Genomic DNA, 24,415 nt, shown 5'->3' on the forward strand with positions numbered 1-24,415 from the left:
TTTTACAAAAATATACTTCACTAAATGACTAGAGATACTTTAATTTTTGATTTGATTGACAGGGAATTGGACCGTCAGGAAAACGGGCTGGAACTAATCGCTTCAGAAAACTTTGTAAGCAAGCAGGTAATGGAAGCTGCGGGTTCTTGTTTAACTAATAAATATGCTGAAGGGCTTCCTGGCAAAAGGTATTATGGAGGCTGCCAGGTGGTAGATGAAATAGAAACTATTGCTATAGAACGTGCGAAGAAATTATTTGGCGCGGCATGGGCAAATGTACAGCCACACTCGGGTGCGCAGGCTAATGCGGCAGTGATGCTGGCGGTTATTCAACCTGGAGATAAAATACTGGGTTTCGATCTTTCACACGGCGGTCACTTAACGCATGGGTCACCTGTTAATTTCTCAGGCAAATTGTATCATCCTTTTTTTTATGGAGTTAAGAAGGAAGACGGTCTAATTGATTATGCGAAATTGGAAGAGATTGCTCTTGCAGAGAAGCCGAAATTGATTATTTGCGGTGCTTCAGCATATTCCAGAGAATGGGATTATGCATTTATAAGAAGCGTGGCTGATAAAATCGGCGCATTGGTGTTGGCGGATATTTCACATCCTGCGGGTATGATTGCTCGTGGCTTGCTGGCCAATCCACTTCCACATTGTCACATTGTAACCACAACAACACATAAAACATTGAGAGGCCCTCGTGGCGGTATGATCATGATGGGTAAGGATTTTGAAAACCCATTTGGTTTAAAAACACCTAAAGGTGAACTTAGAATGATGTCTTCAGTATTAGATATGGCTGTGTTTCCTGGAACTCAAGGCGGCCCTTTAGAGCACATTATTGCTGCAAAAGCTATTGCTTTTGGTGAAGCATTAAGCGATGAGTACCTGGCTTACATCACTCAAGTTAAGGAAAATGCACAGGCAATGGCTAAGGCATTTGTAGCCAAAGGTTATCAGATAATCTCTGGAGGTACAGATAACCATTTGATGTTAATCGATTTACGTAATAAAAATATAACCGGTAAAGTTGCCGAACAAGCGCTTGAAAAAGCCGATATTACCGTTAACAAAAATATGGTTCCTTTTGATGACAAAAGTCCTTTTGTAACTTCAGGTATTCGTGTTGGGACAGCAGCTATCACGTCCAGAGGTTTCAAAGAAGCGGAAATGCAACAGATCGTAGATTTGATCGATCAGGTAATAACAAATCCTGAAGATGAAGGAAACTTACAGCAGGTTAAAGAGCAGGTAATTTCGTTAGTAAGCAAGTTCCCATTATACAAATAAGCACCTAGCTTAAATTACCTAATGTTACCTAGAAGCAGCACAAATTCATCAGCCAACGAGGATGATCGCATCAAAGCACTGCGGCAGTATGATATATTAGATACCTCTGAAGAGTTGGAATTTAACAATATCGTTAAACTGGCGGCTTTGGTGTGCAACATGCCCAGCGCCTTTATCTCATTGGTTGATGAAGACATGCTCTTCATAAAAGCTATCGTTGGCTGTTCAGCCCACACTCAGCCAAGAGATATTTCCTTTAGTCATTATACCATTCAACATGATGGGATAATGGAGGTCAAAGACACCTTGTTGGATGAACGTTTTATAAACCATCCGCGGGTTCAGGGGAGCCCTAATATTCGTTACTATGCGGGAGCACCACTAATTGATGACAATGGATTTAAGTTAGGTGTCATCAGTGTATATGACACCAAACCAGGTTCTTTAACTGAAGATCAGAAAGAAGGCTTAAGAATCCTGGCCCGTGAGATCATTACTCATCTTTCCCTTCGAAAAAAGAGTAGGGACCTTGAAGTAAAAACTAACCGTTTTGAGGAGCTGCTGAACCTTTCCACCGTTTCTCCGGAGATTCACTGTATTCTAGACCATACTGGTAAGATTCTTTTCATAAATGATGCGGTCACGCCCATTCTGGAATACTCTGCCGAGGAAGCTATAGGTCTTACGATGTGGGAATTCTGTTACGACGAAGATAAGACACGATTATTAACACTGTTAGAAAATGGCCTTAGAAATAAGCTCAAGAAGTTTAGCGTTGATTTTAGAATCGTTAGCAAAACAGGGGTAGTGAGGTGGTTAAGTTGGAATATGGTGATTAAAAGTGGTCGTTGGTATACCTATGGTCGAGATATTACAGAGCGCAAAAGAGTGGAGAATGAACTGATGAAACTCTCTTTTGTAGCCAGTAAGGTGAACAACGCCGTGGTCATCAACGATTCTAATAATCATGTTACCTGGGTAAATGCGGCGTTTGAGAAGATCACTGGCTTTACTCTAGAAGATCTTAAAGGAAAGCGCCTGGGTGATTTGATAGTAGGTCCGAACACAGACCTCGATCTTCTTGCAAAAGCTAGAGAGATGATTAAACAAAATCAGTCCTTCACCGTTGATCTGCTTTCTTACAGGAAAGATAAAACACCAATATGGTTGTCTATCTACAATACCGTAGTGTTGAATGAGGAAGGTGAAGTTGATATTGAGGTAGAGATCATTATTGATATCACAGAAAAGAAAAAGGCAGATGAGGAGGTTCAATTGCTCTCTCTAGTGGCTAGTCAAACCGATACGGGAGTTAATATTTCTGACCGGGAGGGGAACACAACCTGGATAAATAATAGTCTGGAGAAACTAATTGGTTATACGCTTGCTGAAATTCAAGGAGAGTGGCTAGGTAACATCATCGCAAATGAAGAGAGCCAGCGCGATTTGCTTGCAGAATCCCGAAACAAGGCAAAAAATAATGAATCTTATAGCATCGAGGTAAAAGCTGTTACTAAAGAAGGCAAGCTGATTTGGTTATCGGTAGCCACAACTCCTGTTGTTGATGATAAAGGAAAAGTAATCAGGCAAATCGATCTTATAGCTGATATCACTGAGCGCAAGCAGGTGGAGCGGGATCTAATAGAAGCTAAAGAGCAGGCATTACAATTGAGCGAAGCCAAGGAGATGTTCCTGTCTGTGATGAGTCATGAAATTAGGACACCTCTAAATGCTGTGATAGGGATGACCCATTTGTTGTTAGAAAACGACCCAAAGTTATCCCAGATAGATGACCTTAATATATTGAAGTTTTCTGCAGAGAACTTGTTGAACATTATCAATGATATTCTTGACTTTACCAAAATAGAAACCGGTAATTTAATATTGGAATCAGTGCCTCTAGATATCAAATCTCTGGCTACAGACATTGTCAGTTCCCTTCAGGTTAGCGCTGCTAAGAAAGGCAATAAACTTGAACTTTCTATCGCACACATCCCTGAATTAGTTCTGGGAGATAAGACGAGATTATACCAGGTACTGATGAACCTTTTGGGTAATGCCATTAAGTTTACGGGTCATGGTAAAGTTAATCTACACATTCAGTTAGTAGAAGAAAATGACGCAAGTGTTCAAATCCTCTTCGAAGTAAAAGATACAGGAATAGGAATTCCAGAAGATAAACTTTCTTACATTTTTGAAACTTTTACGCAAGCCAAAACAAATATCTCTAGGAAATACGGAGGTACAGGTTTGGGTCTCGCAATTACTAAAAAATTATTAAAGCTGTACAACTCCGAGATTCTTGTAGAAAGCATAGAAGGAAAGGGTAGCACCTTCTCTTTCACCCTAAGCTTCGGCAAAGTTTCCACTGATTTTACGCTTGTGCAAGATAGCCAGCCGAATGCGTCTTTTGCAGGTAAATCTATTCTGGTAGTTGACGATAATGAGATCAACATTCTTATCGCAAACAAAATACTAAGTAAAATGGGCTTTGTATTAGAGTTTGCAATCAGTGGTCAGGAGGCGATTCAAAAGATTATGAATAAAAAATTTGATCTGATATTCATGGATATTAAGATGCCCGGACTCGATGGTTACGAAACGACCAGCATCATTAGAGAATTAGAAGGCGACTATTTCAAAAGGGTTCCGATTATTGCGTTAACAGCGTCTGCACGTCAAGAAGACCAGGTTAAGTTTAAGGCCTCGGGAATGAATGGGCACGTATTAAAGCCTTTTAAACCTAACGAGATCAAAGACGTGATCTATCAACAATTCCAGACAATTAAGAAATAGGAAGGCAATAAAAAAGGGCCAATAAATCATTTGCATGAAATTATCGACCCCTAAATTAACGCTCTCGGAATCAAAGGAACGAAATTATTTTCAATTTCCAAATTATTATTAATTTTTTTTTTAAAAGTAAAGGGCCGATACCTCTTTGAAGAAAATATCGACCCTTACCATCTAAATTAACGCTCTCACCAATATAAACGTGATGTTTTATTAATTGTTGCAAGCAAATTCAATTTTTTATTTAATGCTCGTAACATCCTAATTTTGAAGGGAATAATCTTGCTGAATTGTTGAGGTCGCTCTTTAAATATGAGCCATAAAAAGGGTCCGAACTCAAGTCTAAGCCTTTATTTATTGCAGGACTCCCAGACTGAAGTCGAAAATTACCTCCAATGACGTCTGCAAATTTAGGATCGATACCCAGGAAGTTAAGATTGCTATAGGTCTGCAAACTAGTTTTAATAATGTTGTTGTTAACGTTAACTGTCAATAAGGCTGTGGTTTTTCTTTCGATTTGAAGTTCTTCAGGCAAAACACCCCATATGATATTATTGATCAGGTCCACAGCTAAATCTGAAGACGAAGAATTGGATAGGTCACTAAAATACACCGCAGGGCTTCGTCTCCCAAATTCATTGTTATAGCCTGCAAACGTATTTTGCTTTAAGTTATAGTGCCCTCCACCAACACCGTACACTAAAAACTGGCCGCTATTATAAAGCAGGTTATTAAATCCAATCAGATCCGTACCATAGCCCACAAAAGCTGCTACAGTCATGTTCTTGATCGTAGTGTTTGCAAGCAGCAGTTTTGTGCTGCCATCGGAGGTTAAGGAGTCTGCAGTGATGCCAACGACCGCATTCTTTATCATGGCGTATTCTATTTTATTGTTGAAGCTACTGGCGAAAAGCCGGATTCCCAGCCATTGCCCAGCTTCGTTTTCATAAAATCCCTCCGTACGATCGCTTGAAAAAACTGCCTGATTATACTCCGATCCGTTAACACGCAGACTTCCTCTCACATTCATTGTTGAATTTCCATGAAAATAGACTTTGGTGCCTGAAGAAATGTTTAATGTGACTCCCTCAGCTACAGTGACCGATTTATTGATGATATGCGGTAGGCCAGCTTTCCAGGTGGTATTTGACTTAATTGTTTCTCCGTTAACAAATATTGCGTTTTGTCCGTAGGCAATCAGAACGATGAACTGATCATTGCCGTTGGTGTTAAATAGTACGGAGTCCTCTACTATAAATGGCTGATTAAGGTTGTTTGGGTTAATGGTTGCCTTTACATAAATACTTATAGAATCCTTTCCGCCTATCTGTACGTTGCTTTTTTCGTTTGCTGAGACACCGTTAATGATGAGACTAAACAAGGAATTTTTACCTCCTCCTAATCTGATGTTACTGATGTTGACTGCTTTTTGATTGTCATTAAATATTTTTATGCGCCTGTTAACAGAGCCTACGGTAGTAAAGACGGTGTCAAATAAAATGGTATCCGCTGAGAAGGAAAGCTTCACGTCTTTAGATGTAGTGATTTCATCACTCTTGCGGCAGGCCGAAGAAGCAAGCATGCAAACCGCTAGAAACGAAATAATTAATCGCATGAACAAACTTAGATTACTTAGTCGGCAAAAGCAACTGCCGCAATACTTAAATTTCCAATGCCAGCCTTCCAAAGTTCGATACCGCAAGCTTCAATTGTTGCTCCGGTAGTAATCACATCGTCTACTAGTAAGACGTGCTTTCCCTGTAGCTCAGCTGGCTGGAAAACTTCAAACACGGTTGTCATGTTCTCGTTTCTGGACAGTCTGCCTTTATGCGTTTGAGTTGCTGTTTCCTTTACTTTTAGGAGGGCCTTATCATTTACCGGGCAACCTAAAACTTGTGCGATACCCTCAGCAATGCACAAACTCTGGTTATACCCTCGTTGATAAAGCTTTTTTCTATGCATAGGGACGGGTATAATCAGATCAATTTCACTAAATTGTGTAGACAGAAGCAGCTTGTCACCGATCATTGTACCAAGAAGCTGACCTAATTCTGTTTTGCCTTTATATTTCAATTGATGAAGCATACTCTGCACACGGGTGCCTTTTTTAAAATGTAAAAGCGCCATAGCCGCATCGAACTGAATTCTAGCCCAGAACTGTTTAGCCACTCGATTGTCTGGGTTTAAATGATCATCTGTATACGGAATTTCAAATAGACATGATGTGCAAATCATGGATTCCCCATAATAAATTGGCTTTGAGCAACCGCTACATAGGTTGGGATATAGTAAGCCAATAAAATCTTGAAATAGGCGATTTAACAGATGCATCCGCTAAGCTCTGCTAAAAAAACATAAGGGTGTTAGTTTTCCGATTTAACAGCAAGTTGACCACAGGCCGCGTCGATGTCTTTTCCGCGGCTCCTTCGGATGTTGGTGTTAACTCCCTGACTTTTCAAGTAATTGGAGAAAGCATCAATCTTATCGCCATCAGCGTTGGTAAAGTCGGCAAACTGAATAGGATTGTACTCTATTAGATTAACCTTACAGGGAATATGCTTACAGAACCTTGCAAGTTCTACTGCATCCTCAATCTCATCATTAAAATTGTGGAAGACGATGTATTCGTAGGTTACAGGATTCTTGGTTTTTGAGAAATAGTATTTTAGTGACTCCTCCAGAGATTTTAAGGAATTTGCCTCATTGATAGGCATAATCTCATTTCGCTTCTTATCGTTGGCGGCGTGTAAAGAGAGTGCGAGGTTAAACTTTGCACCATCGTCGCCCAGTTTCTTAATCATCTTAGCTATGCCGGCAGTGGATACAGTGATACGCTTGTATGACATGTTCAAGCCATCTGGCGCAGTGATTCGCTCTATCGATTTCATCACATTGGCATAGTTCAATAGCGGCTCGCCCATTCCCATGTATACAATGTTTGTGAGCGGCACCTTATAGTTTTGCTTTGCCTGCTGATCAATCAATACAACCTGATCATATATTTCATCTGCATTCAGGTTCCTCTTGCGATCCATGTAACCAGTAGCACAAAATTTACAGGTCAAACTGCAACCAACCTGAGAGCTTACACATGCCGTCATACGGTCTTCGAGAGGTATTAAAACACCTTCGACAATGTTTCCGTCATAGAGCCTGAACGCATTCTTAATGGTATGATCATTACTGAATTGAGAGTTATTGACTTCCACAACATTGATGGCATACTGCTCATCTAGTTTAACTCTTAAGTCTTTCGATAAATTACTCATTTCTTCAAATGAGCGTGCAGATTTTTCCCAAAGCCATTGATAAACTTGTTTGGCTCTGTAGGAAGGTTCCTTCATGGCAACGAAGTGTTGTTGCAGCTGCGGTAAATCTAACGCACGAATATCAATTTTCTTTGTAGCAAGCATTTAGGCGCAAAGGTACCAAAAATAAGTATTAACGTTTCGGACTTCTTGTTTTTGCCCCTGGAGCGCCAGATCTTCCATTTCCTGGTTTTACTGGTCGCTTACTCGGACCGCCGCTTTTATTCCAATCTGATGATCCTGTAGCAGATTTTGAACTTCCGGAAGATGAAGACCTTGCCCCTGCAGCAGGTTTAGCTCCTGCTTTACCTTTGCCGCCAACAGGTCTATCTGCTCTGCTCACAGAGGCCGATGATCTTCCTGCAGCAGCGCTTCTACCTGTAGCACTTTTGAAACCAGGAGTCCTGCTTGACGCCCGTTTAGGCGTAATGTTTTCCATCAAATCCTCTTCAAACTTAGAAGGCTTAATTTTTTTAACCACTCTCTTAGGTGCCGCAGAAGCGCCTTCTAATGAGCTGGACTTGGCCACCATATTGTATATATCTGTTTGTTCTGCCGGAGTAAGTTCTCTCCATTCTCCAACAGGGATACCTTTTAAACTTACGTTCATAATTCGAACACGCTCCAGCTTGGATACTTCAAACCCGAAGTGCTCACACATTCTTCGGATCTGTCTGTTTAATCCTTGAATCAGCGTGATTTTGAAAGTAAAATTACTTTCTTTGACCACTTTACATTTCTTAGTCATCACACCAAGAACGGGAACGCCTTTAGCCATACCGGCGATGAAGGCATCTGTAAGTGGTTTGCTAACCGTTACGATGTATTCTTTCTCGTGGTTATTGCCAGCACGAAGTATTTTGTTAACCAAATCTCCATTGTTGGTCAAGAAGATCAATCCTTGAGAATCTTTATCCAAACGACCTATAGGAAATACCCTTTCGCTATGATTTACATGGTCAACCATATTGCTTTTTACGCCAGCTTCCGTAGTACTGGTGATACCAACAGGCTTGTTATAGGCAATAAGCACAGTATTTTCTGCTGCCTGAGGCTCAATTGTCTGACCGTTTACGGTCACAATATCGCCAAAGATCACCTTATCACCAACCTTTGCCTTCTTACTATTAATGTATACATTTCCCTGCTCAATATGCCTGTCAGCCGCTCTACGGGAACACAGACCGCTCTCACTAATGTATTTATTTAATCGGATGTTAGACTCAGGCATGATGTGGGTATAAATTGAAATATTCTACAAAGAAATCAAATTATACCCACATATGCTATCAAAATATTTAGTGCTACCGACTTAGAAGCTTATCTCGTCGGCACTCGGACCATAACTTCCCGGTATTGGAATGTCTAATAGCCTAAGGTAAACACCCAATTGAGCGCGATGGTGAATCGTCTGACTTATACTCATCCTGATAACTTCAGCCTTTGATCGTGTACTATAAATCTCTTCTCCGCTTCTCATTGTCCAGGGTTCATCCAGTACAATCTCATTCTTATCTATTAGTACCGACCTGGCCTCGATCATGTTATTTTCAAAATAAGTCAATAGCCCTTCTGTCTGCGTAATTTCTACCGGCTGATAACTGTTAACTGCAAAATCCAACTCGTCTGTATTTATTGTCATGGCAATCCATGAAGGTAACTCTGCTACGTGTGTAGCTAATCTTTTAAGGGTCATACTTTTGGTATGAGGCTGCCAATCGAATTTTTCGGTTGGTACACGCTCTAACATTTTACGTGTTGTTAAGGCTTCCTCCTCTAATTCTGTCAAAAAGATCTTGATTCTGTTCATAATTTCTTAAGTTTATTCCACAAAGAAAATTAGAACGACTGACAGCCCTATGGCAGCGTGATTTATAATCTCTAAATATTCTTCTTGGTTACAATTCAGGATCGGCTCGGGTTGTGCTTTGCATTACGCCGCAGTTGTGTCGCCATGCTTGCGCCCTTAGGCCGCCTTATTCCTAGGCAGAAGGCGGCCTAAGGGCGGCCTCACTGCGGTAGGAAGGCGGCCTGACTCAAAGCACAACCCGAGCACGCCCTTAGGCCCTGCTGAACTCAAATAAAATTTATGCCATTTAACTTTAATCCAGAACTGGATGTTAGGCTAAAGATAACTAATAAAAAGTAAATCCTAATAATTAACAGGAAGAAGTTTCATGTAATCACTGAGCTTCATATGATCCGTTTTTCTGAAAGGGCTTTCTATACATTTGATCTTTTCTATTCTGGAAACACGAAAATCACGGTACTCTTCTCGCAAGTGGCACCAGGCAATAAGGTGCCAATTAAAAGCGTAAAATATCAATCCGATGGATTCAATTTTTCGCTTGCTATTCTCTGAGCTTTTGGTGTTATAGATTATTTCTATAATATATTGAGAAGATATAGCTGTCTGCAAAATAGATAAATGCTCAAACTCATTCTTCATGGAATCATGAAGTTGAATCTTAATATTGTCGTTTAATAATTCAAGCTTTTCTTTTTGAGAAGTCTTCAAAACAGCCTTCACTTTATTCAAAGCTGTTGTATAGTGCTTTTGAATCGATTTATCGGTAAAGCCCGAAACCACCCTTTCCATGATAAGTAAGGCATTTGCTTCTTCTGTATTGAAAGAAACGGGTGGTAAGAAATAACCTTGCACAATGAAATATCCTTTAGGCTGTTCAAAGCTTATTGGAATTCCTTGCTCAGCTAATGCCTTGATATCACGATATACTGTTCTGATACTGATCTCAAACTGATCAGCTATTTTATCGGCAGTAATGTACTTCCTGGTTTGCAATAATACTAAGATTCCAAATAGGCGGTCAATGCGGTTCATTATATAAGTTATCTGTAAGAATTAAAGTCTATATGTCAGCATTCCTATACAAATGTATCTATTTAGGCGAGAACTACCTCGCTCAACAAACGTTGTTTTTTTTCACTGAAATACCTTTTCTTTGTATATGGTTTCATACATATCTGCCAGCTACATATATCCGATTATTGGTTCGCCAATAAAAAAGGGTGTTGTTGGTTTGGAAGCCGATGGGACAATTGCCGAGATCTTAACTGCCGATGAGGCAAGTCTAAGGCAACATATTGACATCAAGCATTATGAGGGGCTAATTGTTCCCGGGTTTGTAAATACGCATTGCCATCTAGAGCTGTCCAATTTGAAAGGGGCCATCCCAAAACATACGGGGTTACCTGCTTTTGTTCAGGAGGTAATAGACCTGCGCAGTGCTGATGAATATGTATTAGATAGTGCGATGTTGCGTGCAGATAAGGAGATGTTCAGTTGTGGTATAGTTGCTGTTGGGGATATTTCAAACCAGATTGCATCGCGCATGACCAAGCGTGGGAGCCTGATTTACTACCATACTTTTGTTGAAACTATAGGGTTTAATCCGGAAACCTACGAAGCTGCCTTTGAAAGGGCATTAAATTTAAAGAATGATTTCGCGCCAATACCGGCATCTTTAACTCCACATTCACCGTATTCTGTTTCAGCTCCGCTATTTGAAGCCTTGAAAAGCATTGCAGAAGAGGAAGATACCATAGTAAGTATACACAATCAGGAATCTGCAGATGAGAATGCATTCTTTCAGGAGAAAGAGGGTGGATTTTTGGAACTGTATTTCATGCTCGGCTTAGACATCAACTTCTTTGAGCCTTCTGGAAAGAGCTCCCTTCAGACTTATTTGCCTCAACTTTCAACTCAACAGCGCACACTTTTAGTACACAATACCTATACAACTAAAGACGATATCGAATTTGCCAATACCATAAACAAGCAACTTTACTGGTGCCTTTGTCCGAATGCCAATCTCTATATTGAGAACAGGTTGCCGGACGTTCCTATGTTGGTGGAAGCTAATGCGAAAATTACTTTAGGGACGGATAGTTTGGCGAGCAATGATGGGTTAAGTATATTTTCTGAGATGATGACACTGCAGGAAAACTTTGAGATTTCTGTTGGTGATCTGTTGAAATGGGCAACTTTTAACGGTGCGGAATATTTAGGAATTCAAAGTCGGTTCGGTAGTTTAGAGATTGGTAAAAGACCGGGAATCAATCTTGTGAATTTTGAAGAGAAGGACGGAAAAATTAGTTTGGTGGATTTCAGCAGGAGATTATATTAAAGAATGACGAGCATAACGACACTTTTCGGCATTCGATATCCCATTATTCAGGCTGGTATGGTTTGGTGTAGTGGTTGGAAATTGGCTTCTGCTGTTTCTAATGCCGGAGGATTGGGAATTATTGGCGCAGGATCTATGTCGCCGGAAGTTCTGCGGGAGCACATTCAAAAATGCAAGCTTGCAACAAATAAACCGTTTGCTGTAAATATTCCTTTATTATACGCCAAAGTGGAGGAAGTTATATCCATTATTGTGGAAGAGAAAGTTGGCATCGTATTTACTTCGGCGGGAAATCCGGCTTTGTGGACCAGCAAGTTTAAATCACATGGTATTGTAGTTGTTCATGTAGTTGCCAATACAAAGTTTGCAATAAAGGCTGCCGAAAGTGGTGTAGATGCAATAGTTGCTGAAGGCTTTGAGGCAGGTGGACATAATGGGAGAGAAGAGACGACAACCATGTGCCTGGTGCCAATGATTAAGGCTATCGTTAGTATTCCAGTGATTGCTGCAGGTGGAATCGGAAGTGGAAAGGCGATGTTGGCAGCAATGGCATTGGGTGCTGATGCGGTACAAATAGGCTCTGCTTTTGCAGTGGCAAAAGAATCGTCTGCGCATCTGAATTTTAAAGAGCGCATTATATCCTCTAGAGAAGGTGATACAAAGCTCCGCTTAAAAAAGCTGGTGCCGGTAAGGTTATTAAAGAATGACTTTTCTGATGCGGTTTCTCAGGCAGAGACAAACGGAGCTTCCACGGAAGACTTGCTTAAACTTTTGGGGAGGTCAAGAGCAAAATTAGGTATGTTTGAAGGCGATCTTACAGAAGGGGAATTAGAGATCGGACAGGTTTCGGCGATGTTAAAGGAGATCAAGCCTGCCGCTGAGATATTACATGAGATTTGGAAAGAGTTTTTGATGGAGAAAGATCGTTTGGGAAAATTAACCTGGTAAACAGTGTTTAAAATTATATTATGGATAAAAAACATATAAAAATATTAATAAAGGGAAAGGTACAAGGCGTGACTTTTAGAGAGACGACTAAGTATGTGGCGGATCAGTCTGGCATAAAAGGGTTGATTAGGAACGAAAAAGATGGCTCGGTGTATATTGAGGCTGAAGGCGAGCAGTGGTTATTGGATTCTTTTTTGGAGTGGTGCAATGATGGGCCGGACAGGGCAAAGGTAGAAAGCTGCGACTTTGAAGCGGGGGAGCTGAAGAACTTTCAGGATTTTGTTGTCATTAAAAAATAACGATGTCTGCGATTAAGAAATTTCTTGGGCAGACAGCGATCTACGGCCTCACGACAGTGGTGTCAAGAATGTTCAATTTTATATTGACCCCATTTTTCACCGGGGTATTCCAACCTGCAGTATATTCTATCTTTACCAAGATGTATGCCTCTGCCTCCTTGGTTAATGCCGTATTGGCTTTAGGGATGGAAAGCACCTTTTTTAGGTACCTGAATAAGCATGAAGACAAAAAGCAAGAGGTCTACAATAACTCTTTTTTTAGTATTGTCTTTATCTCGGTACTGTTTCTTATCTCAGGATTGGTATTTGCAGAGCCTATTGCGGCTCATTTTTCTACGGAGCCGGATCAGGTTAATGACTACATAAACTATGTGCATTACTTTGTATGGTTGTTATTTATAGATGCGATTTGCGTGATCCCGTTTGCCAAGTTACGTGCAGAAGGCAGGCCGATGCGGTATAGCTTACTTAAGTTTTTAAACATTGGAACTTTCATTGGGTTGAACTTGACTTTTTTGCTATTGGTACCTATGCTTATCAAAACGGGTGGAACAGTTGGAGATTGGTGTGCAATATGGTACCAATGGAACTGGATAGGCTATGTGTTCGTTTCAAACCTGGTTGCTAGTGTGCTTACTTTGCTACTGCTTATTCCAGAATTGCTAAGATTACAGCTGCGGTTCGATAAGGTATTGTTTAGTAAAATGGTTACTTATTCCTGGCCAGTGTTAGTTGCGAACTTATCTTTTGTAATTAATGAGAATCTGGATAAGATGGTGCTTGAGCCTCTGGGAGTTTCTGCGTTTAATCTCGGCGTTTACGGCGGGGTTTGTAAGATTGCAGTATTTTTAAGTCTCTTCATTACGGCGTTCCGATTGGGAGCAGAGCCCTTCTTTTTTGGACATGCGAAAGCGGAGAATGCCAAACAAACCTACGCTATCATTTTGAACTATTTTGTGGTTGCTTTGGCCCTGATCTTTGTTGCGCTGGTAGCAAATATTGAAATCCTTAAACGCTTTATTGATAAAGAGTATTGGGTTGGATTGGATGCGGTTCCGATTTTGTTGTTCGGATATGTTTGTTTGGGTATTTATAGTAACTTGTCAATTTGGTATCGCTTATCTGATCAGACCAAATATGGCCTGTATATTTCTGTGGTTGGGGCAGTCATCACCATAGTGCTTAATATTGTATTAGTGCCTGTTTTCGGTTACATGGGCTCTGCTTGGGTGTCATTACTGGCTTATTTTGTGATGATGGTGATTTCTTATGTGCTTGGTCAGCGCAATTACCCGATACCTTACGACCTTATGCGTATTGTTAGCTATCTAATTATTTCGGTGGTATTGGTTGTCCTTTCTTTTTGGGTATTTAACAGGAATATTTATATTGGGAATGCTTTGTTGATTGCTTTTATTGCTGGTGTCTTTTATGTCGAAAAGGACCAGTTGAGGGCATTGTTATTAAAGAAATAGGTTAGAAAATATAATATGAACATAAAAATTATAAATAAGTCTGCACACGCTTTGCCGCAGTATGAGACAGCTCATGCTGCCGGAATGGATATGCGTGCTTTTATAGAATCGGAGATCACGATTAAACCTTTGCAACGTATTTTAGTTCCAACTGGTTTATATATTGAGTTGCCAGTTGGTTATGAAGCTCAAATCCGCCCGAGAAGCGGGTTAGCTTATAAGCATGGCATCAGTATTGTTAACTCACCGGGAACCATTGACGCAGATTACCGTGGGGAGATTAAGGTATTACTGGTAAATCTGTCTGACGCCGATTTTGTAATTAAAGATGGGGATCGTATTGCCCAGATGGTGATTGCCAAGCACGAAACGATTGCCTGGGAAGCGGTGGAAAGTTTAAGTGACACCGCCAGAGGTGAGGGTGGATATGGTCATACTGGCAAATAGTCTGAATTGGTCAAGTAATTTAGCGGTTGATTATGAAAATTAGGTGGTTTGTGTTTTTGGGAATTTGTTTTGCTGCCTCTGCTTTGGCTCAGGTTGATGGGCTTGCTCAGACAAAACCTAATGTGCGACTAGATACCGCGATTGTAAAATCACTTTTTTTCGCCGGCCTGCAGGATAAACTAAGTGAGAATTATGTGAAGGCAGCGGAGAGTTTCAATAGGATATTGGCTATAGACCCAAATAATGCAGCGGTTTATTTTGAGCTGGCCACTGTAAATTATCGCCAAAATAGAATGCAGGAGGCTGAGTTCGCGATAAAGAAGGCTACTGAATTAGAAACTAACAACATCTGGTATTGGAAGTTTTTAGTGGAGATGTATAAGCGCAAAGGCGATATGAATGCGCTAATCACTGTGTTTAACGAATTGATCAGACTGGATGCCGGTAACGATTCTTATTACTACGACAGGTCTAACGCTTGGCTACTTGCGGATAAACCAGAAGAGGCTGCAAAAGGATATGACGAACTGGAGAAGAAGTTTGGGCCTTCGTTGGAGCTAACTGCAGCAAGGCAAAGGATGACTGGGAAAGGCGAGGGAGAAGACAAGAAATTGTCAAAAAGTAATGCGTTGGAAGATTTACGAAAAGCAAAAGTACTGGAACCGGATAATTTCGAATTAGATCTGGCAATTGCGGATGCTTACAAAGCACAAAAGAATAGTGTGGAGGCTAATGCGGCATTACAAAATGCGTTTGCAAACCCCGCGATGTCTCCAGAACAGAAGATTAAAATAATCATGATGCTATTTACGGGCACTAAAAATGTGCAGCGTATGAATGATGCTAAGGGCTTGGCGGATATTGCAGTAAAAGCACATCCAGACGATGCGGCTATTAAAGCTGTTTATGCAGAAGTCTTATATCAGCAAGGAGATTTACAAGGTTCGCTAAAAGAGTTTCAGGGGGTTTTAAAGATTACTGCGCAACTTTATAAAGCTTGGGAGCAGATATTGAACATTCAGATTAAACTGAATGCATTTAAAGAGGCAATTAAAACTGCAGATGAGGCATTGGCACTTTACCCAAATCAGGGTATTTTATATTATTACCTGGCAATGGCCTATAAAGGAAATGGGCAAAAAGCTGAGGCCTTGACGCAAATCAAAGCGGCGTTGCAATTAGATGTAGATAATGCCGTTTATAAAGAGCTATACGAGGGATTGAAATAGAAAGAATTTATGAATATGACGGGAAAGATTAAGTGGATAGTATTGATGGCTATTATAGGATTAGGTGCTTGTAAAGCAAAAAAGGCAGTGGTTGCACCAGTAGTTATAGCGCCAGTAGTTACACCGGTAAATAATGACAAAGCTCTAAACCTAAAGCTTCTAAAAGCAAAAGATATTTCATTCAATACATTGGCAATAAAAGCAAAAGCCAACCTGGATTTCGCCGGAAACAAGAATGGCGTAACCATGAATATTAGGATGGAGCGTGATAAGCAGATTTGGGTGAGTATTACGGCTATAATTGGTATTGAAGTTGCCAGGGCTGTTATTACTCCGGACAGCATAAAGGTTAGAAACAACCTGCAAAGTACTTATTTGAAAAAGCCTTTTAATTATGCACACAGATATACCAGTAAGAATGTAAATTTTAAAATGCTGCAGGCGATTTTTGCAGGGAACACAATTCCCGATTTCACCACAGAATTATCTGAGATAAGCCAGCAGAATGGTGCTTGGGCAATCAATGGTGAAGAAGGGACACTTTCCTTTAAAGTGTTGTTTAATGAGATTATGAAAGTTAGTGAGAATAACCTTAATGATTTGAAAAGCGGGCAAGCATTAAAAGTTGCTTACGGTAGTTATCAACAGGTAAATGATGGTTTGTTTCCAACTAGTTTAACTATTAATTCAATGGCGGGAACAAAAAGAGTTAATTTGCAAATGGACTACACGAAAGTTGACAGGAATATTCCATTGGATTTCCCTTTCAGTGTACCTAAGAACTATGAACTTGTAAACTGATTTTATACTTTTACAATTGATGAAACTATTTAAACTACTATTAATTCTTCTCCTGATCTTTTTTGCAACTGGTGCTATTGCACAAAGCAGTTCCGAGCTGAAAAGAAAAAAAGAAGCTTTGCAGCGGGAGATAGACCTTTTGCAAAAGAATGCCAATATTGCTGCAAAAAGTAAGAGACTTACCTTAAGCCAGATCAACTCGCTGAATGCGAAGATCAGGCTGATGCAGAGCAAAATCGAGGTCATCAATTCTGAAATGAAAAATCTCGACAACCAGATTCACGAAAACACAAATACAGTGCATACTTTGAAAGATCAACTAGAGCAGTTGCGAAAAGAGTATGCAAGTATGATCAGGTTTGCTCAGCGTAATAGGAACGCTTATGATAAGATGATGTTCATTTTCGCTGCGCGTGATTTTAATCAGGCTTATAAGCGCATCACTTATTTGCAACAATTTAGCAATTATCGCAGAAAGCAATCAGACTATATTACCGGAAAGGAAAGAGACCTAAGCTATAAGATTGTCCTCCTGGATAAGAATTTAAAAGAAAAAAGCAGTTTACTTCAAGAGCAGGAAAATGAGCGTAATAAGCTTGGTAAAAGTAAAACTCAGCAGGCGAAGGTGTTGAATAAATTTAGCAGGGAAGAAAAACAGTATAAGAACGACATTGCCGCCAGAAGGAAGCTACAGGTGCAGTTGGACAGGAGTATTCGTACGGCTATTGCCAGGGAGATCGAGATTGAGCGGAAGAAAGCTGAAGAGGAAGAGCGGTTGGCTGCGGCGAATGCGAAGGCAGACAATAAACCGGCTCCAACTGTAAAGACGCGTACTAGTGGTGGTTATTTGAATGCCACTCCAGAAGCTGCAAAATTATCCAATGCATTTGAAAGCAACCGTGGGTCGTTGCCTTGGCCTGTTGCTGCAGGTTCTATTACAGAACGTTTTGGTAGCCACATGGAAGGTCAGGCTTCTTACATGAATGACGGGGTGAATATTGAAACAGCTGAAGGAGCTGCAGTTCGTGCTGTTTTTAATGGCAAAGTTACTACGATACGAAACCAGTTCGGTAAATATTTCGTATTGATTAAACACGGTGAGTACTTCACGGTATATCAAAACTTGAAATCCGTGAGTGTTTCGCAGGGTGATGAGGTGAGTACTAAGCAAACTATTGGCACGGTTGCGGATAATGAGGGTACACCTCAGTTGCAGTTTCAAGTCAGGCGAGGGATGAATGCCCAGAATCCTGAAGGCTGGATTGCAAAATAAAAGTTAGCATTAAATAGTTATATTTGTAATAGATTATTAAATAGAAAAAGCGATGTATAGTGGAACATTAGTTGAATTCCTGAACATGGGCGGAGGTGAGATCATGGTCATCTTAGTAGTGGTACTTTTGTTGTTTGGTGGTAAGAAATTACCTGAACTTGCGAGGGGGCTGGGGAAAGGAATCCGTGATTTTAAGGATGCTTCTGAGGGCGTGAAGAGGGAAATCCATCGTAATATTAATTCATCTGGTATTGTTGATGAAATAGATACTGTAATGAATGAGAACAACACGGCAGAGCGATACCATCCAACAGAAAACGCGTTAAGTGAGACTGTAACTTCTGATAAGGGAGGCATCAATTTTGAAAAAAGCGCGGCAGTTGCTCAGACTGCTCCTATAGAAAACAGTAGAATTGAAACTGATAAAACTAACCTTTAACTAAACTATCATGTTAAACACAACAATATTAGCCGCTCTAGGGGGCATGGAAATCGCCGTTATTCTTGTAATTGTACTTTTGCTTTTTGGAGGTAGAAAAATCCCTGAACTGATGAAAGGACTAGGAAAAGGAATTAAAGAATTTAAGGATGGTAAAGATGGTATTGATGAAAATGATCCGGCAGAACGTAAACGTACCGATGCCAACAAACCGTTATAGGTTTTTCATTAACCATTTTTTAAACCATTGTATTCTTGAATTCGAAGAAGTATAACTCTCTTAAAGAGATACAAGCACTTATTAGGCAGAAACTTCTAACACTGCCTGAGTTATTAGATTATTATTTTAAGCAAATAGAAGAACATCAACACCTCAATGCTTTCAATGAGGTGTTTTTTCTTTCTGCTACCAGGCAGGCAATAGAGATACAGGAAAAAATCGATAATGGTACCGCTGGCAGACTGGCTGGTATGGTTATCGGGTTGAAAGATAACATCTGTTATAAAGATCATGAGGTCACCGCATCGTCTAAAATGCTTGAGGGTTTTATATCACCATATTCTGCAACAGTTACTGAAAGGCTTTTACAAGAAGATGCCGTTATCATTGGGCGACTTAATTGTGACGAATTCGCAATGGGCGGATCAAATGAAACGTCATACTATGGTGCTGTAAAGAATGCGGCAGATCACGCGAAGGTTTCTGGAGGTTCATCTGGGGGCTCTGCGGTAGCTGTTCAGGCGGATATGTGTCTTTCCGCATTGGGTACCGATACTGGTGGTTCGGTTAGGCAGCCTGCTGCTTTCTGTGGCTGTATAGGCTTAAAGCCTACATACGGTAGGATTTCAAGATATGGAGTAATTGCTTATGCCTCGTCCTTTGACCAGGTTGGCACCATTACTTCTTCCATTAGTGATGCTGCGCTGTTACTGGAAGTTTTAGCAGGTGCAGATGAATACGATAGTACTGTTTCGAGACAGTCTGTTCCTACCTATTCTTCTCTTTTAAACGGTGGATCTAAGAGGAAGATCGCTGTATTGAAAGAAACATTGGAGAGCGATGCACTGGATCCTGAAACTAGATTATCGATTCTGGAAGCCATTGAATCATTTAAAGATGATGGTCATACAGTGGATTTCGTATCCTTCGATTTGTTGGACTACCTGGTTCCTGCTTATTATGTGCTTACCACTGCCGAAGCCTCCTCAAACTTGTCACGGTATGACGGTGTGCATTATGGTCATCGTAATATCGAAGCCACAAATCTAACTGAACTTTACAAGAAGTCTCGCGCTGAAGGCTTTGGTGAGGAGGTTAAGAAAAGGATTCTTTTGGGGACCTTCGTTTTGAGTGCTGGTTACTATGATGCTTATTACGCAAAAGCACAGCAGGTTAGACGTCTAATCAGAGAGAAAATGGAAGCCATGCTTTCAAGATATGATGTGGTACTTACGCCAGTTTCACCGACTCCGGCTTTTAATATTGGAGATAATATGTCTGATCCACTGGTGATGTATCTTGCAGATATATTTACTGTATTGGCCTCTTTGACGGGTATCCCCGCCATAGCCATCCCGTTAGGCAATAATATTGATGGTTTGCCGTTAAGTATGCAATTGATGGCCAAGCACTTCGGTGAGGAAGAACTCCTTTCACTGTCGCGTGCTTTTTTAAAAGAAACTTAAAAAGAATTGAAAGTGCCTATGAAAATAAAAGTACAATTTTTATCGTATTGCATTTTAGCTTTCGGCACCCTGCCTGTAGTAGCACAACAATTCCCTGAGGTTACCATTGACACAGCTGCCATTCCTGTAGTGTCTGAAGTCCCGCGGTTTGTTAATTATAATTTTAGCTATAAAACCAGACTGGACTCTATTCAAAAGACGGTCCCACTAGCCTACAATGAGTTTGTACAAAAGTACATTGATGTTTACAGCGTTAGAAAAGACATGATGGGCAAGATGCTTGGTTTATCGGAATACTATTTTCCGATTTTCGAGAAGGCGCTACAGAGTTATAATATTCCAGACGAAATAAAGTACCTTCCTATTATTGAATCGTCTATGAATCCTCATGCAGTTTCTCGTGTTGGTGCTACTGGATTGTGGCAATTCATGTTTGGTACCGCGAAGGGATATGGTCTGCACATTGATAATTATGTTGATGAACGTAAAGATCCTATACAGGCTAGTTATGCTGCGGCTGCTTACTTTAGAGATGCATATGAAGAACTTGGCGATTGGGTATTGGCTATTGCCGCCTACAATTGCGGAATGGGCAGTGTCAAAAGAGCTATACAAAAAGCTGATTCCAGAGATTTTTGGGAAATCAGACGTTTTTTGCCAACAGAAACTAGAAACTATGTTCCGGCTTTTATTGCTGCGGTCTATGTGATGAGTTGCCCGGATAAACATCAGATCAGTTCCCTGAAATCCGCATTTTTTAAAAACACGGATACCATCCAAGTAAATCGAGTAATATCGCTGGCAACCATTGCCAACGCGATGAACTTAGAGCAGGAGGAACTATTTGGATTGAATCCTTCTTACAAAAAGAAGATCGTTAATGGTTCTGTCGCTATCCCCAAAAGGATAATTCTTCCAAAAGTCAGCCTTTCAGATTTTGCTGCATTATATGATGTGCTCAATAAAGATGATCAGCAGTCAGCGATGAAAGTTGTGCTCGCGTCTAATGACGGGTACCATTCTCCAAAGGCGAAAACGAAAGCTAAAAGTCCTTTTTTCTATCATAAAGTTTCGTCAGGACAAAACCTAAGTGTGATTGCCAACAAGTATCATATAGAGGTTCAGGATCTTAAGGTGTGGAATAATTTAAAAGGCGCTAGCATTGTGCCTGGGCAGAAACTTAAGATCTATGATGCCGGTGACGAAAAAGCATCATCAAAGCCATCCAGAGGCTAATAACGCGCTTTTCATTTCATTCAATTTTCTGTTTAACTGATTATAATTGTGTAATCTAGCGCCCTTTTTTTATTCTATGGCTAAACAAAAGAATTGTAACTTTGACCTTTTACAATTGACCATTTTATGAGTAAAATCAATAGAAAGCAAGATGCTTTAGACTACCACTCGCAAGGACGCCCAGGTAAAATTCAGGTTATACCGACAAAGCCTACAAACTCGCAGAGAGATCTTGCGTTAGCCTATTCACCAGGTGTAGCAGAGCCTTGTTTAAGGATAGCTGAAAACAAAGAAGATGTTTACAAATATACTGCTAAAGGCAATCTGGTAGCCGTTATTAGTAACGGTAGTGCAGTGTTGGGTTTGGGAGATATTGGTCCGGAAGCGGGTAAGCCTGTGATGGAAGGCAAAGGGCTTTTGTTTAAGATATTCGCCGATATTGATGTGTTTGATCTGGAGTTGGATACGAAGAATGTAGAAGATTTTGTCAAGATAGTTAAGGCCTTGGAACCGACATTTGGCGGGGTAAATCTGGAAGATATTAAAGCACCAGAATGCTTCGAAATTGAGCGTCGTTTAAAAGAGGAAATGAATATTCCTGTGATGCATGATGATCAGCATGGTACTGCCATCATCTCTGCAGCTGCATTATTAAATGCATGTGAGCTTCAGAAAAAGAAGATGGACAAGATCAAGATTGTAGTGAATGGTGCTGGCGCAGCAGCAATATCTTGCACTAGATTATACGTTTCCTTAGGAGTAAAGAAGGAGAATGTTGTGATGTGTGATAGATCTGGTGTGATCAGAGATACGCGTCCGAATCTGGATGATATAAAGGCGGAGTTTGCTACTTCAAGAAAGCTGTATACCTTGGAAGAAGCGATGAAAGATTCTGATGTTTTCATCGGGTTGTCATCCGCAGACTGTGTTACTCAGGATATGTTGAAGTCGATGGCTAAGAACCCAATCGTTTTCGCGATGGCAAATCCTAACCCAGAGATTGCTTACGAATTGGCAATCAGCGCCCGTAAGGATCTTATTATGGCTACTGGTCGTTCTGACTATCCGAATCAAGTGAATAACGTTCTGGGATTTCCGTATATTTTTAGGGGGGCACTAGATGTCAGGGCTACAGCTATCAACGAAGATATGAAAGTAGCTGCTGTAAAAGCTATTGCGGAGCTTGCTAAAAAATCTGTCCCCGAGGCGGTTAACATGGCTTATAATGAGAAGAACATCAAATTTGGTAAGGAATATATTATTCCAAAGCCAATGGATATTAGGCTAATGACCAATGTCTCCTCTGCTGTCGCTAAGGCGGCTATCGATTCTGGGGTGGCACGTAAGATTATCACCGATTGGGATGCGTATGCAGAAGAATTGAAACGCAGGCTGGGTGGAGATGACGCCATCATGCGTGCGATTACCAATAAGGCTAAATCTGATCCTAAGCGTGTTGTTTTTGCTGAGGCCGACAATTATAAAATTTTAAAGGCTGCTCAAATTGTTAAGGATGAGAATGTGGCTATTCCTATTTTACTAGGAAACAGGGCGGTGATTGAACGCATTATTGAGGATAACGCATTGGAGCTAGACGGCGTTGAGATTATTGATCCTTTCGAAGAACGCGAGCGTACCAAGAAGTATGCTGCATCATTATTCAAAAAAAGACAGAGACGAGGTATTAGTTCGCTCGAAGCCACAAAGTTGCTTCGTGACCGAAATTATTTTGGGGCATCGATGGTAGAATTTGGTGAAGCGGATGCCATGATCTCCGGTTTGACTAAAAATTACGCCACTACAATCAAACCTGCATTGCATGTGATAGGAACCGAACAAGGTGTAAATCGTGTTGCAGGTATGTACATGATGATGACAAAGAAGGGGCCTGTTTTCTTTGGTGACACAACTGTAAACGTAGATCCAACAGCAGAAGAGCTGGTTGACCTTACTTTATTGATAGCTCGCGCAGTCAGCAAATTTAACATAAACCCACGCATAGCTTTGCTTTCTTACTCTATTTTTGGCTCCAATGAAGGTGATGTCCCAGAGAAGACTAGAAGGGCAGTGAAGATACTGCATGATCAGTATCCTGAAATGGTTGTAGATGGGGAGATGCAGGGCAATTTCGCGATCAACGCAGAGTTGCTTAAGGAGAATTTCCCTTTCAGTAAATTGGTTGGTGCTCCTGCTAACACCTTAATTTTTCCTAACTTGGAATCAGGTAATATTGCCTATAAACTTTTGCAAGAGCTGGGTGAAGCAGAGGCGGTTGGACCAATCTTACTTGGACTAAAAAAGCCAGTTCACATCGTGCAGTTGGGGAGTTCTGTTAGAGAGATTGTGAATATGGTAACCATAGCGGTGCTGGATGTACAAGGTAAAGAACAGGAAGCTAATGTAAAGCGTAGAGGCGTTTTAAAAAGAACAGTAAAAAAATAAGGATATGTACGAATACATTGATGGTAAGTTAACTTTTAAGTGCCCCGCTTACATTGTTGTAGAAGCTGGTGGAGTGGGTTACCACCTCAATATATCCTTAAACACTTACAGTTTACTGGGGGACGTAGAAAGGTGTAAAATTTACACTTGGCTGCACGTTAAAGAAGATGGACATACGTTGTATGGGTTTGCTGACGAAGGAGAACGGAGGCTTTTCCTGCACCTGATTTCGGTTTCTGGCATTGGTCCAAATACGGGTAGAATGATGTTGTCATCTATTACTCCAAATGAAATACAAACAGCGATAGTAAACGCAGACCTTACGCTGATACAACGCATAAAAGGCATCGGGGCTAAATCTGCCCAAAGGCTTGTATTGGAATTACAGGATAAGTTAAAGAAAGAAGGATCTGGGTCACTAATTTCAGCGCCATTAAATAATACTGTCAAAGAAGAAGCATTGTCAGCCCTAATGATGCTTGGCTTTGCAAAGCCTGCTTCTGAAAAAGCGCTTGATAATGCTGTCAAAACAGGGGGTATAGAGCAATCTGTGGAGCAAATGATAAAGTTGGCGCTCAAGAATCTATAATCTTTG

At 40.6% G+C, this 24,415-nt stretch carries 22 protein-coding genes; 16 read left to right on the forward strand and 6 right to left on the reverse strand.

Annotated features, from left to right (window positions below; all coding sequences use genetic code 11):
• Positions 1 to 24 precede the first annotated feature (24 nt).
• Both glyA and ACHFIZ_RS12715 read left to right on the forward strand, forming a co-directional pair.
• Positions 25 to 1,296, forward strand: a complete 1,272-nt coding sequence (glyA, locus tag ACHFIZ_RS12710) for a serine hydroxymethyltransferase (RefSeq protein WP_410886401.1) — start codon at positions 25 to 27, stop codon at positions 1,294 to 1,296.
• A gap of 21 nt (positions 1,297 to 1,317) precedes the next feature.
• Positions 1,318 to 4,092 (forward strand): PAS domain S-box protein, encoded by a 2,775-nt coding sequence (locus ACHFIZ_RS12715; RefSeq protein ID WP_410886403.1) that lies wholly within the window; start codon positions 1,318 to 1,320, stop codon positions 4,090 to 4,092.
• Between the two features lie 241 nt (positions 4,093 to 4,333).
• Here ACHFIZ_RS12715 and ACHFIZ_RS12720 read toward each other — a convergent pair whose 3' ends face one another.
• The 6 genes from ACHFIZ_RS12720 to ACHFIZ_RS12745 all read right to left on the reverse strand — a co-directional run bounded on the left by ACHFIZ_RS12720 (position 4,334) and on the right by ACHFIZ_RS12745 (position 10,239).
• Entirely contained in the window at positions 4,334 to 5,704 is a 1,371-nt protein-coding gene (locus ACHFIZ_RS12720; RefSeq protein ID WP_410886405.1) for a hypothetical protein, read from the reverse strand.
• 17 nt (positions 5,705 to 5,721) lie between these two features.
• Complete coding sequence (locus ACHFIZ_RS12725) at positions 5,722 to 6,324, reverse strand: ComF family protein (protein ID WP_410886407.1); 603 nt, start codon at positions 6,322 to 6,324, stop codon at positions 5,722 to 5,724.
• A 128-nt stretch (positions 6,325 to 6,452) separates the two neighbouring features.
• Positions 6,453 to 7,502, reverse strand: a complete 1,050-nt coding sequence (rlmN, locus tag ACHFIZ_RS12730; protein WP_410886409.1) for a 23S rRNA (adenine(2503)-C(2))-methyltransferase RlmN — start codon at positions 7,500 to 7,502, stop codon at positions 6,453 to 6,455.
• 28 nt (positions 7,503 to 7,530) lie between these two features.
• Positions 7,531 to 8,628, reverse strand: coding sequence for a 23S rRNA pseudouridine(2604) synthase RluF (gene rluF / locus ACHFIZ_RS12735; protein ID WP_410886411.1), 1,098 nt, complete (start codon positions 8,626 to 8,628; stop codon positions 7,531 to 7,533).
• 81 nt (positions 8,629 to 8,709) lie between these two features.
• Positions 8,710 to 9,207 (reverse strand): DinB family protein, encoded by a 498-nt coding sequence (locus ACHFIZ_RS12740; protein ID WP_410886413.1) that lies wholly within the window; start codon positions 9,205 to 9,207, stop codon positions 8,710 to 8,712.
• Between the two features lie 342 nt (positions 9,208 to 9,549).
• The gene (locus ACHFIZ_RS12745) at positions 9,550 to 10,239 is read right to left on the reverse strand and encodes a helix-turn-helix transcriptional regulator (RefSeq protein ID WP_410886415.1); all 690 of its coding nucleotides are present in this window, start codon (positions 10,237 to 10,239) and stop codon (positions 9,550 to 9,552) included.
• 127 nt (positions 10,240 to 10,366) lie between these two features.
• Here ACHFIZ_RS12745 and ACHFIZ_RS12750 point away from each other — a divergent pair, with 127 nt between their 5' ends.
• The 14 genes from ACHFIZ_RS12750 to ruvA all read left to right on the forward strand — a co-directional run bounded on the left by ACHFIZ_RS12750 (position 10,367) and on the right by ruvA (position 24,409).
• A complete protein-coding gene (locus ACHFIZ_RS12750) occupies positions 10,367 to 11,545 on the forward strand; it encodes an amidohydrolase family protein (RefSeq protein ID WP_410886417.1) in 1,179 nt (392 codons plus the stop codon).
• Between the two features lie 3 nt (positions 11,546 to 11,548).
• Positions 11,549 to 12,493: an NAD(P)H-dependent flavin oxidoreductase gene (locus tag ACHFIZ_RS12755; protein ID WP_410886419.1), complete on the forward strand. Its 945-nt coding sequence runs from the start codon at positions 11,549 to 11,551 to the stop codon at positions 12,491 to 12,493.
• Between the two features lie 20 nt (positions 12,494 to 12,513).
• Positions 12,514 to 12,792: an acylphosphatase gene (locus tag ACHFIZ_RS12760; RefSeq protein ID WP_410886421.1), complete on the forward strand. Its 279-nt coding sequence runs from the start codon at positions 12,514 to 12,516 to the stop codon at positions 12,790 to 12,792.
• 2 nt (positions 12,793 to 12,794) lie between these two features.
• Positions 12,795 to 14,267 carry a lipopolysaccharide biosynthesis protein gene (locus tag ACHFIZ_RS12765; protein ID WP_410886423.1) on the forward strand — a complete coding sequence of 491 codons (1,473 nt, stop codon included), beginning with the start codon at positions 12,795 to 12,797 and terminating at the stop codon, positions 14,265 to 14,267.
• A 15-nt stretch (positions 14,268 to 14,282) separates the two neighbouring features.
• Entirely contained in the window at positions 14,283 to 14,714 is a 432-nt protein-coding gene (gene dut, locus ACHFIZ_RS12770) for a dUTP diphosphatase (protein ID WP_410886425.1), read from the forward strand.
• 32 nt (positions 14,715 to 14,746) lie between these two features.
• Positions 14,747 to 15,943 carry a tetratricopeptide repeat protein gene (locus tag ACHFIZ_RS12775; RefSeq protein WP_410886427.1) on the forward strand — a complete coding sequence of 399 codons (1,197 nt, stop codon included), beginning with the start codon at positions 14,747 to 14,749 and terminating at the stop codon, positions 15,941 to 15,943.
• Positions 15,944 to 15,958: 15 nt separating this feature from the next.
• Positions 15,959 to 16,744: a DUF4292 domain-containing protein gene (locus ACHFIZ_RS12780; protein ID WP_410886429.1), complete on the forward strand. Its 786-nt coding sequence runs from the start codon at positions 15,959 to 15,961 to the stop codon at positions 16,742 to 16,744.
• 19 nt (positions 16,745 to 16,763) lie between these two features.
• Positions 16,764 to 18,017, forward strand: a complete 1,254-nt coding sequence (locus ACHFIZ_RS12785; protein ID WP_410886431.1) for a murein hydrolase activator EnvC family protein — start codon at positions 16,764 to 16,766, stop codon at positions 18,015 to 18,017.
• 52 nt (positions 18,018 to 18,069) lie between these two features.
• A complete protein-coding gene (tatA, locus tag ACHFIZ_RS12790; protein ID WP_410886433.1) occupies positions 18,070 to 18,456 on the forward strand; it encodes a twin-arginine translocase TatA/TatE family subunit in 387 nt (128 codons plus the stop codon).
• A 10-nt stretch (positions 18,457 to 18,466) separates the two neighbouring features.
• Positions 18,467 to 18,676, forward strand: coding sequence for a twin-arginine translocase TatA/TatE family subunit (locus ACHFIZ_RS12795; protein ID WP_410886435.1), 210 nt, complete (start codon positions 18,467 to 18,469; stop codon positions 18,674 to 18,676).
• 35 nt (positions 18,677 to 18,711) lie between these two features.
• Positions 18,712 to 20,142 (forward strand): Asp-tRNA(Asn)/Glu-tRNA(Gln) amidotransferase subunit GatA, encoded by a 1,431-nt coding sequence (gene gatA, locus ACHFIZ_RS12800; RefSeq protein ID WP_410886437.1) that lies wholly within the window; start codon positions 18,712 to 18,714, stop codon positions 20,140 to 20,142.
• Between the two features lie 18 nt (positions 20,143 to 20,160).
• A complete protein-coding gene (locus tag ACHFIZ_RS12805) occupies positions 20,161 to 21,378 on the forward strand; it encodes a transglycosylase SLT domain-containing protein (protein ID WP_410886439.1) in 1,218 nt (405 codons plus the stop codon).
• Between the two features lie 126 nt (positions 21,379 to 21,504).
• Positions 21,505 to 23,820 carry an NADP-dependent malic enzyme gene (locus tag ACHFIZ_RS12810; protein ID WP_410886441.1) on the forward strand — a complete coding sequence of 772 codons (2,316 nt, stop codon included), beginning with the start codon at positions 21,505 to 21,507 and terminating at the stop codon, positions 23,818 to 23,820.
• Positions 23,821 to 23,824: 4 nt separating this feature from the next.
• Positions 23,825 to 24,409: a Holliday junction branch migration protein RuvA gene (gene ruvA / locus ACHFIZ_RS12815; protein WP_410886443.1), complete on the forward strand. Its 585-nt coding sequence runs from the start codon at positions 23,825 to 23,827 to the stop codon at positions 24,407 to 24,409.
• Positions 24,410 to 24,415: the final 6 nt, after the last annotated feature.

It is taken from the genome of Pedobacter sp. JCM 36344, assembly GCF_046546555.1.
Classification (GTDB): Bacteria; Bacteroidota; Bacteroidia; order Sphingobacteriales; family Sphingobacteriaceae; genus Pedobacter.

What these genes read in the sequence shown, in the direction of transcription:
- ruvA (WP_410886443.1), top strand. Translation starts at nt 23,825, where the DNA reads ATGTACGAATACATTGATGGTAAGTTAACTTTTAAGTGCCCCGCTTAC.
- ACHFIZ_RS12720 (WP_410886405.1), bottom strand. Translation starts at nt 5,704, where the DNA reads ATGCGATTAATTATTTCGTTTCTAGCGGTTTGCATGCTTGCTTCTTCG.
- ACHFIZ_RS12785 (WP_410886431.1), top strand. Translation starts at nt 16,764, where the DNA reads ATGAAACTATTTAAACTACTATTAATTCTTCTCCTGATCTTTTTTGCA.
- ACHFIZ_RS12715 (WP_410886403.1), top strand. Translation starts at nt 1,318, where the DNA reads ATGTTACCTAGAAGCAGCACAAATTCATCAGCCAACGAGGATGATCGC.
- ACHFIZ_RS12775 (WP_410886427.1), top strand. Translation starts at nt 14,747, where the DNA reads ATGAAAATTAGGTGGTTTGTGTTTTTGGGAATTTGTTTTGCTGCCTCT.
- ACHFIZ_RS12795 (WP_410886435.1), top strand. Translation starts at nt 18,467, where the DNA reads ATGTTAAACACAACAATATTAGCCGCTCTAGGGGGCATGGAAATCGCC.
- ACHFIZ_RS12740 (WP_410886413.1), bottom strand. Translation starts at nt 9,207, where the DNA reads ATGAACAGAATCAAGATCTTTTTGACAGAATTAGAGGAGGAAGCCTTA.
- glyA (WP_410886401.1), top strand. Translation starts at nt 25, where the DNA reads ATGACTAGAGATACTTTAATTTTTGATTTGATTGACAGGGAATTGGAC.
- ACHFIZ_RS12750 (WP_410886417.1), top strand. Translation starts at nt 10,367, where the DNA reads ATGGTTTCATACATATCTGCCAGCTACATATATCCGATTATTGGTTCG.
- rluF (WP_410886411.1), bottom strand. Translation starts at nt 8,628, where the DNA reads ATGCCTGAGTCTAACATCCGATTAAATAAATACATTAGTGAGAGCGGT.
- ACHFIZ_RS12780 (WP_410886429.1), top strand. Translation starts at nt 15,959, where the DNA reads ATGACGGGAAAGATTAAGTGGATAGTATTGATGGCTATTATAGGATTA.
- ACHFIZ_RS12805 (WP_410886439.1), top strand. Translation starts at nt 20,161, where the DNA reads ATGAAAATAAAAGTACAATTTTTATCGTATTGCATTTTAGCTTTCGGC.
- tatA (WP_410886433.1), top strand. Translation starts at nt 18,070, where the DNA reads ATGTATAGTGGAACATTAGTTGAATTCCTGAACATGGGCGGAGGTGAG.
- rlmN (WP_410886409.1), bottom strand. Translation starts at nt 7,502, where the DNA reads ATGCTTGCTACAAAGAAAATTGATATTCGTGCGTTAGATTTACCGCAG.
- ACHFIZ_RS12760 (WP_410886421.1), top strand. Translation starts at nt 12,514, where the DNA reads ATGGATAAAAAACATATAAAAATATTAATAAAGGGAAAGGTACAAGGC.
- ACHFIZ_RS12755 (WP_410886419.1), top strand. Translation starts at nt 11,549, where the DNA reads ATGACGAGCATAACGACACTTTTCGGCATTCGATATCCCATTATTCAG.
- ACHFIZ_RS12765 (WP_410886423.1), top strand. Translation starts at nt 12,795, where the DNA reads ATGTCTGCGATTAAGAAATTTCTTGGGCAGACAGCGATCTACGGCCTC.
- ACHFIZ_RS12745 (WP_410886415.1), bottom strand. Translation starts at nt 10,239, where the DNA reads ATGAACCGCATTGACCGCCTATTTGGAATCTTAGTATTATTGCAAACC.
- dut (WP_410886425.1), top strand. Translation starts at nt 14,283, where the DNA reads ATGAACATAAAAATTATAAATAAGTCTGCACACGCTTTGCCGCAGTAT.
- ACHFIZ_RS12810 (WP_410886441.1), top strand. Translation starts at nt 21,505, where the DNA reads ATGAGTAAAATCAATAGAAAGCAAGATGCTTTAGACTACCACTCGCAA.
- ACHFIZ_RS12725 (WP_410886407.1), bottom strand. Translation starts at nt 6,324, where the DNA reads ATGATTTGCACATCATGTCTATTTGAAATTCCGTATACAGATGATCAT.